This is a genomic window from Streptomyces sp. NPDC086777 (assembly GCF_040702065.1).
GTDB lineage: Bacteria > Actinomycetota > Actinomycetes > Streptomycetales > Streptomycetaceae > Streptomyces.
Genome location: NZ_JBFBJI010000046.1, coordinates 22931 through 40242, shown reverse-complemented (window position 1 = coordinate 40242; position 17312 = coordinate 22931). Strand labels below are relative to the sequence as shown.

Here is a 17312-nt window from a genome sequence, read left to right as displayed (position 1 = left end):
TACGGGGCGCCGCAAGCCTCCCCCCTGGCCCCCACCCCGGGTCACCCCTCGAAGTACGCCCGCACCCTCTCCTGTACGGCCACCTCCGCACCCACCACGTCCAGCCCCAGCAGCGCGGCGCCCAGTACCGGCCGGGCCGTCACCACCCGCGGCACCGCCTTCGGGGCCCGTGCCGCCAGCAACTCCCGGACGCCGTCGTCGAGTTGCGGATGACCGCCCGCCAGCACCCCGCCCCCCAGCAGCACCGGCGTCTCCTCGTCCAGCAGCTCCAGGCGGGTCAGCGCGACCACCGCCATCGCCACCACCTCCTGCGCCAGCCGGTCCACCACCGCCCGTGCGACCGGGTCGCCGTCCGCCGCCGTCGCGAACAGCACCGGCGTCAGCTCGTGCCGCCGGGCGGGCTCGACCTCCTCCCGGTGCAGCGCCTCGATCAGCGCGAGCATGGTGTCGTACCCGAAGTACGCCGGGAGCGCGCGGGCCAGCGCCGTACCCTCACCGCGGCCGTCCTCCGCGCGTGCCGCGTGCCACAGCGCCTCCTCCGCCAGCCCCCAGCCACCGCCCCAGTCACCGGAGATGCGGCCGAGCGCGGGGAAGCGGGCGGTGCGGCCGTCGGGGCGCATGCCGACGCAGTTGATGCCGGCGCCGCACACGACGGCGACCCCGCGCGGCTCGGTGACGCCGGCCCGCAGGATCGCGAAGGTGTCGTTGCGGACCGCCACCGTCGCCCCCCACGCGCGCGTGGCCAGCGCGGCGGCCAGCTGCTCCTCCTCGAACGGGAAGTCGGCGTTGGCCAGGCACGCCGAGACGTGGGCGGCCGAGGTGACCCCGGCGGCGCCGTACGCCTCGGCGACCGCCGTGGCCACCTCGTCCACGGCCTGCTCCACGCCCACCACCGGCGGCCGGAAGCCGCCGGCCCGGGCCGTGGCGAGGACCTCGCCGTCCGCCGCCACCACCGCGACGTCGGTCTTGCTGTTGCCCGCGTCGATGGCGAGGACACTTGCGGTCAGGCCCACGCGAGGTGCTCCCGGTTGTGCGCGATCAGTCGGTCGGTCAGGGCGTCGGCGTACTCGTACTGGCCGATGAGGGGATGGGCGAGCAGCGCCCGGAAGACGCGGTCCCGGCCGCCGCGCAGGGCTGCCTCCAGGGCCAGCTCCTCGTACGCCGTCACGTTCGCCACCAGGCCCGCGAAGAGCGGGTCGACGTCCGGGACGGGCAGCGGCACCGGGCCGTTCGCGCTCACGGCCGCCTGGACCTCGATCACCGCGTCGTCGGGGAGGAAGGGCAGCGTGCCCCCGTTGTAGGTGTTGACCACCTGGTAGGGGTTGCCGGCACCGCCGAGCAGGGCCGCCGCCAGGTCGACCGCCGCCTCCGAGTAGTAGGCGCCGCCCCGCTTGGCGAGCAGCTCCGGCTTCTCGTCCAGGGCCGGGTCGCCGTACATCTCCAGCAGCTGCTTCTCCATGGCGGCGACCTCCTCCGCCCGGGACGGCCTGGTGCGCAGCTCCCGCACCACCTCGTCGTGCGCGTAGAAGTAGCGCAGGTAGTAGGAGGGGATCACGCCGCCGAGGCGGTCGAGGAGGCCCGTGGGCAGCTTCAGGTCGGCGGCGATCGTGTCGCCGTGCTCCGCGAGCAGCTTGGGCAGGACGTTCTCGCCCTCGGGACCGCCGAGGCGGACCGCCGTCTCCCAGGTGAGGTGGTTGAGGCCGACGTGGTCCAGGTGGATCTCGGACGGCGTGACACCGAGCAGGTTCGCGAACTTCCGCTGGAAGCCGATCGCCACGTTGCACAGCCCGACCGCCCGGTGGCCGGCCTGGAGCAGGGCGCGGGTCACGATCCCCACCGGGTTGGTGAAGTCGATGATCCAGGCGTTCGGGTTGGTGCGGCGGACGCGTTCGGCGATGTCCAGCACGACGGGCACCGTGCGCAGGGCCTTGGCGAGGCCGCCGGCGCCGGTGGTCTCCTGGCCGATGCAGCCGCACTCCAGCGGCCAGGTCTCGTCCTGCTGCCTGGCGGCCTGGCCGCCGACCCGCAGCTGGAGCAGCACCGCGTCGGCGCCCTCGACGCCCGCGTCCAGGTCCGGGGTGGTGACGATGCGGCCGCCGTGGCCCTGCTTCGCGAAGATCCGGCGGGCCAGTCCGCCCACCAGTTCCAGGCGGTCGGCGGCCGGGTCCACGAGGACCAGTTCCTCGATGGGCAGGGTGTCCCGCAGCCGTGCGAAACCGTCGATGAGCTCAGGGGTGTAGGTCGAGCCTCCGCCGACCACGGTGAGTTTCATGTATGGGTTAACCCTTCACTCCGGTGAGCGTGACGCCCTCGACGAACGCCTTCTGGGCGAAGAAGAAGACGAGGATCACGGGGGCCATGACCAGTACGGTCGCGGCCATGGTCAGGTTCCAGTCGGTGTGGTGCATGCCCTTGAACGACTCCAGGCCGTAGGAGAGAGTCCAGGCGCCCGGGTTCTCCGAGGCGTAGATCTGGGGGCCGAAGTAGTCGTTCCAGGCGTAGAAGAACTGGAAGAGGGCGACGGCGGCGATGCCGGGCTTCGCCATCGGGATGACCACGCGCAGCAGCGTCCTGAGGTCGCCGCAGCCGTCCACCTTCGCCGCGTCCAGGTACTCGTTCGGGATCGTCATCAGGAACTGGCGCAGCAGGAAGATGGAGAACGCGTCGCCGAACGCCATCGGCACGATCAGCGGCCACAGGGTGCCCGACAGGTCCAGCTGCTTCGCCCAGAACAGGTACATCGGGATGATGACCACCTGCGGCGGCAGCATCATCATCGAGATCACCAGCATGAGCGACAGGTTGCGGCCCCGGAAGCGGAACTTGGCGAGCGCGTACGCCACCGGGAGCGAGGACACGACGGTCAGGACGGTGCCCAGGCCCGCGTAGATCAGGGTGTTCTTCCACCAGGTCAGGAAGCCCGGGGTGTCGAACACCTTCCTGTAGTTGCCCCACTCCCAGGTGTGCGGGATCAGGTCCCGGCTCAGTGCCTGGCTGTCGCTCATCAGGGAGGTCAGGAACACGAACACGAAGGGGAGGGTGAAGAACAGGGCGGCGGCGACGCCGAGGGAGTGCACCGCCACCCAGTTCAGCAGAGCCTTGCGGCGGGCCGTGCGTTCGGCCTCCGACACCGGGGCCCGCACCTCCGCCGGCCGGTCCAGTACCTGGGTCATCGTCAGTCACCTGCCTGGATGAGACCGCCCCGGCGCCGCATCAGGATCGCGGTGAACGCCATGGACAGGGCGAAGAGCACGAGGGCGACGACACACGCGGAGCCGTAGTCGAAGCGCTGGAAGCCGAGGTTGTAGACCAGCTGGGGAAGGGTGAGCGTCGACTTCTCGGGATAGCCGGGCTCGAACTGCGTGCCCGCGCCCTGGATGACGCCCGAGGCGACCTTTCCGGCGATCAGTGGCTGCGTGTAGTACTGCATCGTCTGGATGACGCCCGTGACCACCGCGAACATCACGATCGGCGAGATGTTCGGCAGCGTGACGAACCGGAAGCGCTGCCAGGCCGACGCGCCGTCCAGCTCCGCCGCCTCGTACTGCTCCGTCGGCACGTCGAGCAGCGCGGCCATGAAGATGACCATCAGGTCGCCGACGCCCCACAGGGCCAGCAGGGTCAGGGCCGGCTTGGACCAGGTCGGGTCGTTGAACCAGCCCGGCGCCGGGATGCCGACCTTCTCCAGGATCGAGTTGACCGGACCGGTACCGGGGTTGAGCAGGAACGCGAAGGCCATGGTCGCCGCGACCGGCGGGGCCAGGTAGGGCAGGTAGAAGAGGGTGCGGAAGACCCCCGTACCCGTCTTGATCTTCGTGATGAGCATGCCGACGCCGAGGCCGAAGACGACCCGGAGCGAGACCATCACGATCACCAGCCACAGCGTGTTGCGCAGCGCGGGCCAGAAGTACGGGTAGTGCTCGAAGACGTACGTCCAGTTCTTCGTGCCGGACCACATCGGCGCCTTGAAGCCGTCGTAGTGCATGAAGGAGAAGTAGACCGTGGAGATCAGCGGGTACGCGAAGAACACCGCGAAACCGATCAGCCAGGGCGACATGAAAGCGACCGTGCGAAGCGCCGACCGGCGGCGCTTCGACGCCAACGTGATGCTGCTCATCGCTACTTGGCCTGCGCGATGTCCGTGTCGATCTGCTTGGCCGTGGCCTCCAGACCGGACTTGAGGTCCTTGGCCTTGCCGCTCTCGTAGTCGTACCCGAAGTTCTGGATCGTCGCCAGGTACACACCGCCGTTGATGGAGGCGGGCGACGTCGTCGAGTCCGGGTTGGCGGCGATGTCCAGGAAGGTCTTGAAGCGCGGGTCGTACTTCAGCTTCGGCGACTTCAGGGCGGCCAGCGTGGACGGCACGTTGTGGATGGCGTTGGAGAAGTTCACCACCGCGTCCGTGTCCGTGGTGATGTACTTGACGAACTCCCAGGCCGCGTTCTGCTTCTTGCTGTTGGCGGCGATGCCGGCGATGGTGCCGGTGATGTAGCCCTTGCCGTACTGCGCGACCTGGTCGTCGGGCACGGGCAGCGGAGCGACGCCGATGTCGAACTTGGTCTTGGCGTCCAGGGCCATGCCGAGCCGCCACTCGCCGTCGAGCTGCATGGCGACCTGACCGGTCTGGAAGGGGTGCTTGTCGCCCCACTCGTCGCCCAGCGTCGCGCGGTACTTCTCCAGCTTCTGGAATCCGCCGAGTTCGTCGACGAGGTCCTTCTGCAGCGTGAACGCCTCGGTGAAAGCGGGGTCCTTGGCGATGTTCGACTTGCCGTCGGACGTGAAGTACGTCGGGGAGAACTGCGCCGCGTAGTGCTCGGTCGTGGTCTCCCAGCCATGGTAGTCCGGCATGAAACCGAGCTGCTTGTAGCTGTCGCCCTGGTTGACCGTCAGCTTCTTTGCGTCCGCCTTGAACTCGGTCCAGGTCTTCGGCGGGCTGGTGATGCCGGCCTTCGCGAACGCCGTCTTGTTGTAGTAGAGGCCGTAGGCGTCACCGAGCAGCGGCGCCGTGCAGCGGTTGCCGTCGTACTGGGTGTACTCGTTCATCGCCTTCGGGAACGTCGTCTCCGGGTCGATGCCGGACTTCTTGAAGAACGGGTTCAGGTCGACCAGCGCGCCCGAGGAGCAGAACTTGCCCACGTTGTTGGTGGTGAACGACGAGATGACGTCGGGGGCCCTGTCGCCGCCGCTGCGCAGCGCCTGGTTGATCTTGTCGTCGGTCATGTTGCTGACCACGTTGACGTGGATGTTGGGGTGCGCCTTCTCGAAGCCGGCGATCAGTGCGTTGACCGCCTTCACCTCGTTCGGGGCGCTCCAGGCGTGCCAGAAGTTGATGGTGGTCTTCGCCGAGGCGTCGTCGTCGGCTCCGGAGGACGACTGGCCGGTGCAGGCGGTGAGCAGGGCCAGTGAGCTGGCCGCCGAGGCCAGGGCAAAAGCCGTCTTTCGGGCAGCGGAGGGTATGGGCATGGCGAGATCTCCCGGGGCGGGCGGTGTGCGTGGGAAGGACTGGCTGTGCGGGGGTCTGAGGTGGGCTCAGCGCGAGGTGTCGAAGACCTCGTCGCGGGTGGTGGCCAGCGCGCTCTCCAGCGCGCCGCGCAGCACGGGGTGTTGACGGACGTCGCCGACGACGAGGCGCGGCCGGGCGGCCGCCAGCTCCTCCAGTTCGGCCTGGACGAGGGCGCGCAGCACCTCGCCGCCGGCGGTCAGGGCGGTGCCGCTGAGGACGACGAGTTCGGGGTCGAGGACGGAGACGAGGGAGGCGAGACCGGTGGCGAGCCGGGTGGCGTAGGTGCGCAGCAGCTGGTGGTAGGGCCCGGTCGCGTGGTCGGCGGCGCGCGCGACGAGTTCGGCGGCCACCTCGTCGTACGGCCCGGTCGGCAGGTCCTCGATGCCCAGCTCGCGCGCCAGCCTGGGCACCGCCTGCGAACCGGCGAGTTCCTGGTAGCCGCCGCTGTTGGCCTTGGTGACCTGGCGGACCAGCGGGGTGCCCGGCACGGGCAGGAAGCCGACCTCGCCGGCGCCGCCGGTCCAGCCGCGGTGCAGCCGGCCGCCCAGGACCAGGGCGGCGCCGAGGCCCTCCTGGCTCCACAGCAGCACGAAGTCGCCGTGGCCGCGGGCCGCGCCGAGCCGCTGTTCGGCGATGGCGGCGAGGTTGACGTCGTTCTCGTACTCGACGGGCATCGGCAGCGCGGCGGCGAGTTCGTCGAGCAGCGCGGGGGAGTGCCAGCCGGGCAGGTGCGAGGCGTACCGCAGCCGGCCGGTGTTCGGGTCGAAGGCGCCCGGCGTGCCGACGACGACCCGGTGGACGTCGTCCCGGGCCAGTCCGGCCGCCTTCACGGCGCCGTCGAGGGCGTCGGTGACCTGCCGTACGACGGACTGCGCGGACCGGCGGCCGGGGGTCGGCAGCTCGTACTCGCCGACGGTGCGGCCGGTCACGTCGGCGACGGCGGCGCGGATCCGGCCCGGGTTCACGTCCAGGCCGGCGGCGTGGGCCGCCCCCGGATTCACCGAGTACAGCTGGGCGTTGGGGCCCGGTCGGCCCTCGCTGGTGCCGGTCGCCAGTACCAGCCCGGCCGCCTCCAGGCGGGCCAGCAGCTGGGAGGCGGTCGGCTTGGAGAGGCCGGTGAGCTTGCCGATCCGGGTGCGCGAGAGCGGGCCGTGCTCCAGCAGCAGGTCCAGTGCGGCGCGGTCGTTCATGGCGCGCAGGACGCGCGGGGTGCCCGGCGTACCGGCGGTTCCTGCCATGGGATTCGACACCTGCCTTTCCAGCCGCTCAGTTTCCCAGTGAACTGGACGTTCGGTCCACCCGGGTGACCGGCTGGAACCGTCCATCCGTTGATCACTGTTAGGAAAGTTTCCTGTTGGCTGGAAAACGTAAGCCGCCGGAAGGGGAGCGTCAATAGCCCGCCGCGGCGGCAACCCAGTCGTTACCTGCGCTTGGGCATGCGAAGGCCTGGGTGAGGGGGGCATGCGAAGGGCCCGCCCGGAGCGTCCGGACGGGCCCTGCTGGAGAGGTCGGCGGCGGTGGGCCGTCACTTCACCTTGATGTGGTCACCCGTGGCCGTCGCCGCCGCGGTGGTCGTCGTACCCGCGAAGACGTACCGGTAGTAGCCGCTCTTCGACGCCTTCACCGTGGTGGACAGGGCGCCGCCGGTGCCGGAGGTGATCGTCTTCACGTTCGCGTAGGTCCTGCCGCCCTCCGCGCGGAACTGCAGGACGGCCTTCTGGCCCGAGTAGCCCTTGTACGACAGGGAGTCCCAGTCCGCCCGGGTCAGCTTGCCCCTGACGGTGATCGTCTTCCCCTTGGCGACCGGCTCCGGCGAGGCGTCGGCGGTCAGCCTGGCGGCGCGCTGCACCTTCACGCCGGCGAGGCTGCCCCACATGGCCACGTCGGACTCGGAGCTGAGGAAGTCGTCCGAGACGGTGCCGTCGAAGTGGGCGTACAGGCCCCCGGCCTTCCAGGTGGTGGCGTCCGCGGCCTCGTACAGGGAGTCGCCCGGGTCGACCGGGACGGTCTCGGTGCAGCTCTCGGTGACCGTGGTGTCCGTGGTGGCGGTCGTCGTGCAGACCGGCATGACCGCCGGGTCCAGCTCGTTGTCGAGCGTCCGCAGCGTGCCGCGGTAGAGCACCACCGCGGCGAACGTCTTCTTGTTGTCGACGACCAGGCCGGCGGGCCGGGTCAGGGTGTAGGTCACCGGCACGTTCACCGTCCTCGCGGTGCCGACCACGATCGCCTTGCCCTTGTTCACGGTCACGCCGGAGAAGACCAGGTCCGGAGTGGCGGCCGAGGCGGCGGGCGCCGCGATGCCGGCCAGGGCCAGGGCACCGGACACGGCGGCGCCTATGGCGAGCTTTCTCATGTTTCCCCACATTCGAGACGGGCCCCCGGGCGACGTCGCGCTCCAGAACAAGGGCCCGCAGTGGGCTGACCATAGATCATCGCGGATGCGGGGAGAGCGCGGGGGACCCGTGAAGATCGTCTGAATCCGGCCGGCGGCCGGTTTGTGATCACGGCTGCGTCACGATGTCCGTCGCCCCTGGTCAAGCAGGCCCTTCGTACGGCTTGCTGCTCTTGGACCCGATACCGACCCGGAGAACGGCGGCTGGACATGACCCCTCGAAGAAGGCTCTTCGTACGACTGCTGCGGAGCACCTTCGCCGACTTCGTGTCCCTGATGCTCACGATGTGCGTCATCGCCTTCATCGACGACGGCATCACCTGGTCGGCCCTGGGTGAGGCGGCCCAGCTCGGGCTGGTGTGGCTGCTGCTCTCCCTGCTGTGGGCGGCCTGGCGGACCCGATCGCTTGTGCGCGTGGCGCGCGGACTGGGCGTCGAGGTCTCCGCGAACGCGCTGAACGGCACCCAGACGCACACCCTCTCCGGCATTCCGCTCTCCCGCGTCCGCGCCGAACTGGACCTGGCCCGGCGGGCGTCCGAGGTCGGCGGCGGCAACCCGGTCCGCTTCGGGTGGCGCCCGTTCCGGAGCCGGGCGTGCGCCGACGGGACGGCCACCTACGTCGAGTCGACGGGGGAGACCCACGTCGAGGTCCGCGCCGGCCGACGCCTCGGCGCTGATGTCGTCCTCTTCCGGGGCGCCGCGTTCATCGCGCTCTGCCAGATAGTGCGCACGCTCGAAGGCCGTTGAGCCGAGGCCCTTCAGTCGCCGTGGAAGGCGGCGGTGCCGAGGGTCGGGCAGGGCGCCGGGAGGGGAAGCGGATCGCCGAGGTCCACCTTCTCGTCGGTCCTGTAGTAGGCCTCGGTCGGGTCGTCGCCGGGGAGGACGGGGTCGGTGTAGCGGTGGGCGGTCTTCGTGCGGCGGGCGATGCGCCAGGCGCTCCAGCCGCTGAGCCGTGCGGCGGCGACGTGGTCGAGCCCCTTCAGGGTGAGTGTCTGGGCGCGCACGATCTTCGCGATGGTGCCCCAGGCGATGAACCCGATGACGAGGGCCATGGTGCTGCCGTCCTGGTGTGCTCCTCGACAGCCATTGCCCATGCCCGCCATATCGAGCCCCGCCGTGAAGAACTGGACAGCGAGCTTGACGGCGCCGTCGCTGTGCTGGTTGTCCGGCTGCGGCGGCACGATGACCGTCCCCTCGATGTACTCGGGTCGAATCGGCGCTGACGACGCCTCCTCGATCGCGATCAGCGGATCGATGGGGTCCTGCTCCGTCATGATCTTCTCCATGATCGGCTCGGCGCTCGTCCCTGGTTCTCCTCACGCTGACGCCAGGCCAAGCCCGCCATGGGTGCCCCGGCAGAACGGTGGGGCACCCCGGACGTCGTAAGACGCCGGAATGCCCCACCGTTCACTCGAACGAGTGTGCTGAACCGTTCCGCTACTTCCCGGGCGTCGCCGACCGGGGTGAAGTGATCGGGGTCGCCGCGGCCGCCTGCGGGGAGTCCGCGTTGGAGAAGGCCGACGGGGCGGCCACCGCGGCCGTCGGGTCGGGGACCTCCTCGTCCAGGAGGACGGCCGTCTCGCCGCCCACGATGCGGATGTGCGCCGCGTCGAACGCCCGCTTGATCCGCCAGCGCAGCTCGCGCTCCACGGTCAGCGCCTTGCCCGGCATGGTCTTCGCGGAGACGCGGACCACCATCGAGTCGATGAGCACGGAGTCCAGGCCGAGCACCTCGATCGGGCTCCACAGGACCTCGTTCCAGGGCTCTTCCTTGGCCATCTTCTCGGCGACCTCGTCGAGGGTGGCCCGGACCCGGTCCAGGTCCTCGCCGGACCGCACGGTGACGTCGACGCCCGCCGTGGCCCAGCCCTGCGAGAGGTTGCCGATCCGCTTGATCTCGCCGTTGCGCACGTACCAGATCTCCCCGCTGGCCCCGCGCAGCTTCGTCACACGCAGGCCGACCTCGACCACCTCGCCGGAGGCCACGCCCGAGTCGATCGAGTCACCGACGCCGTACTGGTCCTCCAGGATCATGAACACGCCGGACAGGAAGTCCGTGACCAGGTTCCGGGCGCCGAAGCCGATCGCGACACCGGCGACACCGGCGGAGGCCAGCAGCGGGGCCAGGTCGATCTGGAAGCTGCTCAGCACCATCAGCGCGGCCGTGCCGAGGATCAGGAAGCTCGCCACCGACCGCAGCACCGACCCGATCGCCTGCGACCGCTGCCGCCGCCGCTCGGCGTTGACCAGCAGCCCGCCGAGGGTGGTGCCCTCCGCCGACTCGACCGTCCGGTTCATCCGGTCGATGAACTTGGTTATCGCCCGCAGCACGACCTTTCTGAGCACCACCGCGATCACCAGGACCAGCAGCACTTTCAGCCCGATCGCCAGCCACGTCGACCAGTTCTGCTCGACCCAGCTGGCCGTGTGTGCGGCACTCTCCTGGGCGTCCTGGAGCGTGGGCACGGTCGCTGTCTCCGACTCCGAGGGAGACGGCGACGGCGACGAACCGGCGGCCAGCAGGGCGGCGGGCAAGGACACGGCGGGTACCTCCAGGCGGTGCGGTACTGCCCTCCGGCACGGCGATCAGGGTCAGATACGGCGTTCCAGGTCACGGAAAGGTCACCGGACGGACAGGAACACCACACTAACGGGGCATCGTGTGTGGGCCGGGCCGATACCAGAAGGAGAGACCGCGCTCACGCCCGCTTCTCACCAAGGCGTGAACAGGCCCGCTGAACAGGCCCGCTTGAAACAGGGTGCGACCGGGGGATGAATGCGGTGTGGTCGAAAACACTCCCAGCCCGTTACCGGGAGATGGTGGCGCGTCCACCAGGCATGAGGGGAGACTGGCCACAGATCGTCCCGGCGCGAGCCACGCGCCGCCGACGCCCAAGGAGGCACCCGTGCCGCATGTCCTGGTCCTCAACGCGTCGTACGAGCCGCTCGGCGTCGTACCGCTCCGCCGCGCGCTCATCCTCGTCCTGGAGAACAAGGCCGTCGCCTTGGAGGAATCGGGCGCCTATATGCACAGCGCGACCGTCACAGTCCCCGCACCCAGCGTGGTCCGGCTCAAGCGATTCGTACGGGTTCCCTACCGGGGGCCCGTTCCTCTCACCCGCAGGGCGCTCTTCGCGCGCGACGGGGGCCGGTGCATGTACTGCGGTGGCGTCGCAACCAGCGTCGACCACGTCATCCCGCGCAGCCGCGGGGGTCAGCACGTCTGGGACAACGTGGTGGCGTCCTGCCGCCGCTGCAACCACGTCAAGGCCGACCGCCATCTCTTCGAGATCGGCTGGCGGCTGCGGCACAAACCAGCCCCACCCACCGGCCTCGCCTGGCGCATCATCGGGACCGGCCATAGGGACCCGCGCTGGCTGCCGTACTTGCAGCCGTACGGCGCGGACGACGCCCTGGCCCGGATCGACGGCATCTCCGCCTGACGATCCGGGCTTTCGCATACCCCGTGGCTGCCCGCACGGCCACGGGGTCCTCCGGCACGCGCACCCCGTACGCCGCACAGCGCGCCGCCCGCCGCGGACGCGTCCACCGCGGGCGCCCCGGCGCCCGGCTGCGCCCGCACCGCCACCGCGCTTCCGTGCGCCCCCCCGCCGAGCCGAGGCGCACGGCGCCGCCCCGACCCTCCGCCTGGCCCGACGCGGTCCGTTCGCGGGGCGGTGCCGGGCGTCACGCGTGCCCTCGCGACGACGGGGTAGGGCTCCTCTCACCCGGCGGCAACCGCCGCCCCACCCGAGGACAGACGAGGAGGCCGCCGTGGCCGCAACGGTTCATCATCCGATCCCGGCCCAGTTCAAACCCCCGGTGCGGACCGAGGAGGAGCCCCACCTGTGCGTGTTCAGCGCCGAGAGCGCCTGCGCCGAGGCCCCGCTCACCAGCGAGCCGCCGCTGCCCGACGCCGAGCCCCTCACCAGTGAGCCGCCGCTGGCCGACGCGGTGCCGCTGACCAGCGAGCCGGGGTTGTAGATGAACGAAGCCCTGGACCCCGGGCTGTGCCGGCTCGCGGAGCTGCACGGCGTCGCCACCTCCTACAGCCCCGCCCCGGACCGTACGGTCGCCGCCTCCGCCGGTGCCGTGACCGCCGCGCTGGGCGCCCTGGGCGTCGACGCGAGCGGCCCGGAGGCCGTCCGCGCCGCCCTCGCCGACCGGGAGCGGGAGCTCGCCGGGCGGCTGCTGCCGCCGACCGTCGTCCACTGGGCGGGCACCGGCGGGATCGACCTCGGCCTGCCCGCGGGCACCCGCCTGGAGGTGCGGACGGAGGACGGGGAGAGCCGGGCGGACGTGGCGGGCCTGCCGCCCGGGGTGCACCTGCTGACCGCCGCCGCACCCGACGGCCGCGTCGCCCGCTCCCACCTCGTCGTCGCCCCCGACCGGCTGCCCACCCCCGCCGGCCGCTCGTACGGGATCCTCGTCCAGCTCTACTCGCTGCTCTCCCGCCGCTCCTGGGGCATGGGCGACCTCGGTGACCTCGCCGACCTGGCCGACTGGGCCGGACGCACCGCGGGCGCCGGGTTCGTGCAGGTCAACCCCCTGCACGCGGCCGTACCGGGCGCCCCCACCGACCCGTCGCCCTACCGGCCCTCCTCCCGCCGGTTCCCCGACCCGGTGCACCTGCGGCCGGAGGCCGTACCCGAGTACACCGGGACCGGCTCCCTCACGGACCGCGCCGGTCACCTGCGCTCCGCCGTCCTCGACCAGGGCGCCCTCATCGACCGGGACGCCGTGTGGGAGCTGAAGCGGGAGGCGCTGGAGACAGCGGCCGCCGCGCCGCTCGCCCCGGACCGGCAGGCCGCCTACGACGCCTTCCGCGCCGCGGAGGGGCAGGCCCTGGAGGACCACGCCACCTGGTACGCCCTCGCCGAGGTGCACGGCTCCGACTGGCACCGGTGGCCCGGGGCCCTGCGCGACCCGCGCTCGCCGGAGACCGCCCGCGCCCGCACCGAGCTGGCCGCCCGCGTCGGCTTCCACGCCCGCCTCGCCTGGCTCACCGTCACCCAGCTCACCGCCGCCCAGCGGGCCGCCCGCGCGGCCGGGATGCCGGTCGGGATCGTGCACGACCTCGCCGTCGGCGTGCACCCCGCGGGCGCCGACGCCTGGGCCCAGCAGGACTACTTCGCGGCCGGGATGTCCGTCGGCGCCCCGCCCGACGCCTTCAACGCCCGCGGCCAGGACTGGGGCCTGCCGCCCTGGCGCCCCGACCGCCTCGCCGCCTCCGGCCACGCCCCCTTCCGTGAACTCCTGCGCGCCCTCTTCCGCTACGCAGGCGCCCTGCGTATCGACCACGTGATGGGCCTGTTCCGGCTGTGGTGGGTGCCCGAGGGCCGGCCGCCCACGGAGGGCACCTACGTCCGCTACGACGCCGAGGCCATGCTCGCCCTGCTGGCCCTGGAGGCGACCCGCGCCGGAGCGGTGGTGATCGGGGAGGACCTGGGCACGGTGGAGCCCGGGGTGCGCGAGACGCTCCAGCGGCACGGGGTGCTCGGCACGTCCGTGCTCTGGTTCGAACGGGACTGGGCGGGCGACGGCCGCCCGCTGCCCCCGGAAGCCTGGCGCGCCGACTGCCTCGCCACCGCCACCACCCACGACCTGCCGCCCACCGCCGCCCGCCTCACCGGCGAACACGTCGAACTGCGCGACCGCCTCGGGCTCCTCACCCGCCCGCTCGCCGAGGAACGGGCCGAGGCGGCGGCCGACATCGCCGAGTGGCTGGCCCTGCTGACCCGCCTGGGCCTGATCGCCGCGTCCGAGTCCGGCGACGAGGAGGCCGAGATCCGGGCCGTGCACCGCTTCCTGCTCCGCACCCCGGCCCGCATGATCGGCGTCTGGCTCCCGGACACCGTCGGCGACCGCCGACCCCAGAACCTCCCCGGCACCTGGGACCAGTACCCGAACTGGCGCCTGCCGATCGCCGACACGAAGGGCCGCCCGGTCACCCTGGAGGAGCTGACGGCCTCCGAGCGGGTACGGGCACTGTTCCGGACCCTGCACACGGACAGCCCGTCCACGGCGTGACGACGACCCGGCGTCGGGCGGCCCCCCGACGCCGGGCCCCGTCGTGGCCCCGAAAACCCGTCATGGCGCCGGGCACCGTCATGGCCCCGGGACCGGTCATGGCGCCGGTCGACGATCCTTGAGGCATGCGTGCCGCCCGCCTGATCCGCATGGCGCTTCTCGTCCAGTCGAGCCCCGGACTGACCGCCGACGCCCTCGCCCGCGAGCTGGACGTCTCCCGGCGCACCGTGATCCGTGACGCCCAGGCCCTCCAGGAGGCGGGCGTCCCCATCCGGTCCGAACGCGGCCGCGCGGGCGGGTACCACCTGGCGCCGGGCCACCGCACCCGGCTCACCACGCTGCACCCCACCGAGGCGGAGACGCTCTACCTCTCCGGCCTGCCCACGGCCCTGCGCGATCTGGGCCTGTCGGACGCGGCGGACACCGCCCGGCTGAAACTGTCCGCCACCCTGCTCCCCTCGCTGCGCGCGGCGGCCGAGTCGTCGGTGCGCCGCTTCCACCTGGACGCCCCGGCCTGGTTCCGCGAGCCGTCGGCACCGGAACTGCTCCCGGAGCTGGCCCGGGCCGTGTGGTCCGACCGCACCGTCGAACTGGACTACGCGCGGCCGGGCCGGGACGGCGCGCCGCCTCGCACGGTGACCCGCCTGCTGGAGCCGTACGGGCTCGTCCTGAAAGCGGGGGTCTGGTACGTCGTGGGGCGCGTCCCCGCCGAGCGGACGACGGGCCGGGACGGCGTCTGGCGCACCTACCGCGTCGACCGCGTCACGGCACTCTCCGCCGCTCCCGGCGCCGGCGAACCCTTCGTCCGCGACCCGTCCTTCGACCTGGCCGCGCACTGGCAGGCCCACGCGGCCGGGTTCGCCCGGGCGCTGCTGCGCACGACCGTCACCGTGCGGCTGACCGGGACCGGGCTGCGCCGGCTGCCCGCCGTGGCGGACCCGGCGGGCGTGGCCGTCGCGCTGGCGTCCGCGTCCGCGACCGCGCCGGACGCCGCCGGGCGGGTCACGCTCGACCTGCCGGTGGAGTCCGAGGACGTCGCCTTCGGCCAGCTGACCGGGCTGGGCGCGGACGTGGAGGTGCTGGCCCCGGCGAGCCTGCGGGCCCGTTTCCGCGCGCACGCGCGGGCCCTCGCCGCCGTCTACGCCGCGGAACCGGAGGATCAGCGGTAGTCGTCCGGGGAGCCGGCCTTCCCGCCGTACACGACGTCCTCGAAGTACGCCAGGGCGTCCGGCCGGCTGCCGTCCACGTCCCGTACGCCGTAGGTCCGGGCGAGCTCCGCGCTGGAGGTGGACCCGCCGTTCCAGCGGGCGGCCCGGTCGGGGTCGGCGGCGAGCGCGGCGACCGCGCGGGCGAGGTAGTGGGGCGACTCGGCGATGGCGAAGTGCGGGTCCCGGGTGACCGCGTCGCGCCAGTTCTCCTCGGCCACCCCGAAATGGGCGAGCATCTGCTCCGAGCGCAGGAAGCCCGGCGTGACCGCGACCGCCGTGCCGCCGTACTCCGCCAGCTCCTGGCCCAGCCCGAAGGCGATGCGGATCGGCGCGGTCTTCGCGAGGTCGTAGTAGAGGTTCTCCCGGTACCGGCGGTTGAAGGCCGCCGTGCCGTCGGTGACCTCCACGTGCAGCGGCGCGTCCGAGCGGACCAGGAGCGGGAGGGCGAGCGCCGCGGTGATCACGTGCGAGCGCACCCCGAGGTCCAGGATGCGCAGGCCGTCGGCGAGCGGTGTCTGCCAGCTCTTCCTGCCGAAGACGGAGCCGGTGAGCAGGTGCTCGCCGCCCCAGAGGTCGTTGACGAGGATGTCGAGCCGCCCCTGTTCGTGGTCGATCCGCTCGACGAGGACCGTCACCTGGTCCGGGTCCAGGTGGTCGGTGGGGACCGCGGTGCCGGTGCCGCCGGCCGCGGTGACCAGTTCCGCGGTCTCCTCGATGGTCTCGGTGGTCCGGCCGACCTCGCTGGCGCGCTCGCGGGTGGTGCGGCCGGTGACGTACACGGTGGCGCCGGCGCGCCCGAGCTCCACCGCGAGGGCACGTCCGGCGCCGCGGGTGGCCCCGGCGACGAGCGCGATCCGGCCGCCGAGCGGGGCTTCCCGGCCGGTGTCCCGGCCGCCCGGGTCCCGCCTGCCGGTGTCCTGCCTGCCGGTGTCCTCTGTGCCGGTGTCCTGTGTGCTGGTGTCCTTGTCCATGGCACCACGGTGCCCGCCAAGGGTGACAGTTCGTGTCACCTTTTCCGGTGGATCCGCCGGTGCCACGGGCGAGGGCGGCTTACGGGTACCCCCGGACGCGCGCCCCCCAGGTCGGCCCGCTAACTTTGGCTTCGTGGACAAGAAGAACGCCCTGCGCGCCGGCGCCCTGGCTGCCGGTACGACGCTGATGATGCTGCTCATGTCGTCGCCCGCCCTCGCGCTCACGCGTGACGACGGTGACGACCCCGGCAAGGGCCTGAGCGTCATCCAGACGCTGGGCCTCTACGTCCTGATACCGCTCGTGCTGTTCGCGGTCATCGCGGGCCTGGTGATGGTGCTGGACAAGTCCAAGGTCCGGGTCACCAAGCCGAAGGCCAAGGCGTAGGCCGACCCGAAGGCCAAGGCGTAGGACCGAGGGGTGGTCCCCAGGCCCCCGCCGCACCGAGGCCCCCCGCTTCACCGAGGGCGCCGGCCGCCTTCCGTACGTGGCGCACGTACGGGGGCCGACCGGCGCCCTCGGCGCGTTCCTCAGGGGCTCGGCGCGGTCAGGTACCGCTGCACGGTCGGCCCGAGCCACGCCACGACCTCCTCGCGCGCGAGCGCCACGACCGGCGGCAGCCGCACCACGTACCGGGTCAGCGCGAGCCCCATCAGCTGGGCGGCGCACAGTCCCGCCCGCGTCACCACCTGCTCGGGATCCGGGCACACCCGCGCCGCCACCGGCACCACCTGCTCCCGGAAGATGTCCTGCAGGCGCTCCGTCCCCGCCGTGTTGGTGACGGCGACCCGCAGCATCGCGGTGAGCTCCTCGTTCGCCTCCCAGATGTCCAGGAAGTGGTTCACCAGCGCGTGCCCGACCTCGGTGCGCGGCACCTCGGACACGTCGGGCATCCGCAGGTCGAGCGTGACGGCGGCCGCGAAGAGGCCGTCCTTGCTGCCGAAGTAGCGCATGACCATCGAGGGGTCGATGCGGGCGTCCTTGGCGATGGCGCGGATGGTCGCGCGCTCGTAGCCGTCGGCGGCGAAGCGTTCGCGGGCGGCGGCCAGGATGGCGGAGCGGCTGGCGTCGGAGCGGCGCGCCGCCGGGCCGCCTGCCGGGCCGTTCGCGGGGCCTGTGGTTCCACTGGGAGTGCCGGTCATGCCAACAAGCGTAGGCCAACACGTGTAGGCCAACAAGTGTTGACCGTGGAACGGAGCCCGTCCTAGGC

Annotated in this window: 16 protein-coding genes and 1 pseudogene; 6 read left to right on the top strand and 11 right to left on the bottom strand. The window is 72.2% G+C overall.

The features are described from left to right. Positions 1 to 41: 41 nt before the first annotated feature. The 7 genes from AB0472_RS39610 to AB0472_RS39580 form a co-directional block, all read right to left on the bottom strand. A complete protein-coding gene (locus AB0472_RS39610; protein ID WP_366364149.1) occupies positions 42 to 1013 on the bottom strand; it encodes a BadF/BadG/BcrA/BcrD ATPase family protein in 972 nt (323 codons plus the stop codon). Continuing rightward, positions 1004 to 2272 (bottom strand): 6-phospho-beta-glucosidase, encoded by a 1269-nt coding sequence (locus AB0472_RS39605; protein WP_366364147.1) that lies wholly within the window; start codon positions 2270 to 2272, stop codon positions 1004 to 1006. Before AB0472_RS39605 ends, AB0472_RS39610 begins: the two co-directional genes overlap by 10 nt. A 7-nt stretch (positions 2273 to 2279) precedes the next feature. Beyond that, on the bottom strand, positions 2280 to 3173 hold the full coding sequence (locus AB0472_RS39600; protein WP_366364145.1) for a carbohydrate ABC transporter permease: 894 nt from the start codon (positions 3171 to 3173) through the stop codon (positions 2280 to 2282). 2 nt (positions 3174 to 3175) lie between these two features. Then, positions 3176 to 4117, bottom strand: a complete 942-nt coding sequence (locus AB0472_RS39595) for a sugar ABC transporter permease (protein WP_366364143.1) — start codon at positions 4115 to 4117, stop codon at positions 3176 to 3178. A 2-nt stretch (positions 4118 to 4119) separates the two neighbouring features. Continuing rightward, positions 4120 to 5463, bottom strand: coding sequence for an ABC transporter substrate-binding protein (locus AB0472_RS39590; protein WP_366364141.1), 1344 nt, complete (start codon positions 5461 to 5463; stop codon positions 4120 to 4122). A 66-nt stretch (positions 5464 to 5529) separates the two neighbouring features. After that, on the bottom strand, positions 5530 to 6741 hold the full coding sequence (locus tag AB0472_RS39585) for an ROK family transcriptional regulator (protein ID WP_366364139.1): 1212 nt from the start codon (positions 6739 to 6741) through the stop codon (positions 5530 to 5532). A 287-nt stretch (positions 6742 to 7028) separates the two neighbouring features. Continuing rightward, complete coding sequence (locus tag AB0472_RS39580; protein WP_366364137.1) at positions 7029 to 7856, bottom strand: hypothetical protein; 828 nt, start codon at positions 7854 to 7856, stop codon at positions 7029 to 7031. A 249-nt stretch (positions 7857 to 8105) separates the two neighbouring features. On the opposite strand from AB0472_RS39580, the gene AB0472_RS39575 reads away from it, so the two are divergent. After that, a complete protein-coding gene (locus tag AB0472_RS39575) occupies positions 8106 to 8642 on the top strand; it encodes a hypothetical protein (protein WP_366364135.1) in 537 nt (178 codons plus the stop codon). 167 nt (positions 8643 to 8809) lie between these two features. On the opposite strand, the pseudogene AB0472_RS39570 reads toward AB0472_RS39575, so the two are convergent. Together AB0472_RS39570 and AB0472_RS39565 are read right to left on the bottom strand one after the other, a co-directional pair. Next, positions 8810 to 8947: pseudogene (locus AB0472_RS39570) on the bottom strand (ABC transporter permease); the annotation flags it as partial. A gap of 385 nt (positions 8948 to 9332) precedes the next feature. Continuing rightward, positions 9333 to 10436: a mechanosensitive ion channel family protein gene (locus tag AB0472_RS39565; protein ID WP_366364133.1), complete on the bottom strand. Its 1104-nt coding sequence runs from the start codon at positions 10434 to 10436 to the stop codon at positions 9333 to 9335. Positions 10437 to 10801: 365 nt separating this feature from the next. Between AB0472_RS39565 and AB0472_RS39560 the strand changes: the two genes are divergently transcribed. From AB0472_RS39560 to AB0472_RS39545, 4 genes are all read left to right on the top strand, one after another. Further along, positions 10802 to 11338 carry an HNH endonuclease gene (locus tag AB0472_RS39560; RefSeq protein ID WP_093502957.1) on the top strand — a complete coding sequence of 179 codons (537 nt, stop codon included), beginning with the start codon at positions 10802 to 10804 and terminating at the stop codon, positions 11336 to 11338. Between the two features lie 331 nt (positions 11339 to 11669). Next, positions 11670 to 11879, top strand: a complete 210-nt coding sequence (locus tag AB0472_RS39555; protein ID WP_366364196.1) for a hypothetical protein — start codon at positions 11670 to 11672, stop codon at positions 11877 to 11879. Beyond that, entirely contained in the window at positions 11880 to 13925 is a 2046-nt protein-coding gene (gene malQ / locus AB0472_RS39550; RefSeq protein WP_366364131.1) for a 4-alpha-glucanotransferase, read from the top strand. Between the two features lie 125 nt (positions 13926 to 14050). After that, positions 14051 to 15094: a WYL domain-containing protein gene (locus AB0472_RS39545; RefSeq protein WP_366364128.1), complete on the top strand. Its 1044-nt coding sequence runs from the start codon at positions 14051 to 14053 to the stop codon at positions 15092 to 15094. On the opposite strand, the gene AB0472_RS39540 is transcribed toward AB0472_RS39545, so the two are convergent. Next, positions 15085 to 16104: an SDR family oxidoreductase gene (locus AB0472_RS39540; RefSeq protein WP_366364126.1), complete on the bottom strand. Its 1020-nt coding sequence runs from the start codon at positions 16102 to 16104 to the stop codon at positions 15085 to 15087. The two genes, AB0472_RS39545 and AB0472_RS39540, sit on opposite strands and share 10 nt — an antisense overlap. A gap of 133 nt (positions 16105 to 16237) precedes the next feature. Here AB0472_RS39540 and AB0472_RS39535 point away from each other — a divergent pair, with 133 nt between their 5' ends. After that, a complete protein-coding gene (locus tag AB0472_RS39535; protein WP_366364124.1) occupies positions 16238 to 16489 on the top strand; it encodes a hypothetical protein in 252 nt (83 codons plus the stop codon). Between the two features lie 143 nt (positions 16490 to 16632). On the opposite strand, the gene AB0472_RS39530 is transcribed toward AB0472_RS39535, so the two are convergent. Next, positions 16633 to 17244, bottom strand: coding sequence for a TetR family transcriptional regulator (locus AB0472_RS39530; RefSeq protein WP_366364122.1), 612 nt, complete (start codon positions 17242 to 17244; stop codon positions 16633 to 16635). Between the last annotated feature and the right edge of the window lie 68 nt (positions 17245 to 17312).

What these genes read in the sequence shown, in the direction of transcription:
- AB0472_RS39605 (WP_366364147.1), bottom strand. Translation starts at nt 2,272, where the DNA reads ATGAAACTCACCGTGGTCGGCGGAGGCTCGACCTACACCCCTGAGCTC.
- AB0472_RS39600 (WP_366364145.1), bottom strand. Translation starts at nt 3,173, where the DNA reads ATGACCCAGGTACTGGACCGGCCGGCGGAGGTGCGGGCCCCGGTGTCG.
- AB0472_RS39595 (WP_366364143.1), bottom strand. Translation starts at nt 4,117, where the DNA reads ATGAGCAGCATCACGTTGGCGTCGAAGCGCCGCCGGTCGGCGCTTCGC.
- AB0472_RS39590 (WP_366364141.1), bottom strand. Translation starts at nt 5,463, where the DNA reads ATGCCCATACCCTCCGCTGCCCGAAAGACGGCTTTTGCCCTGGCCTCG.
- AB0472_RS39585 (WP_366364139.1), bottom strand. Translation starts at nt 6,741, where the DNA reads ATGGCAGGAACCGCCGGTACGCCGGGCACCCCGCGCGTCCTGCGCGCC.
- AB0472_RS39580 (WP_366364137.1), bottom strand. Translation starts at nt 7,856, where the DNA reads ATGAGAAAGCTCGCCATAGGCGCCGCCGTGTCCGGTGCCCTGGCCCTG.
- AB0472_RS39575 (WP_366364135.1), top strand. Translation starts at nt 8,106, where the DNA reads ATGACCCCTCGAAGAAGGCTCTTCGTACGACTGCTGCGGAGCACCTTC.
- malQ (WP_366364131.1), top strand. Translation starts at nt 11,880, where the DNA reads ATGAACGAAGCCCTGGACCCCGGGCTGTGCCGGCTCGCGGAGCTGCAC.
- AB0472_RS39545 (WP_366364128.1), top strand. Translation starts at nt 14,051, where the DNA reads ATGCGTGCCGCCCGCCTGATCCGCATGGCGCTTCTCGTCCAGTCGAGC.
- AB0472_RS39540 (WP_366364126.1), bottom strand. Translation starts at nt 16,104, where the DNA reads ATGGACAAGGACACCAGCACACAGGACACCGGCACAGAGGACACCGGC.
- AB0472_RS39530 (WP_366364122.1), bottom strand. Translation starts at nt 17,244, where the DNA reads ATGACCGGCACTCCCAGTGGAACCACAGGCCCCGCGAACGGCCCGGCA.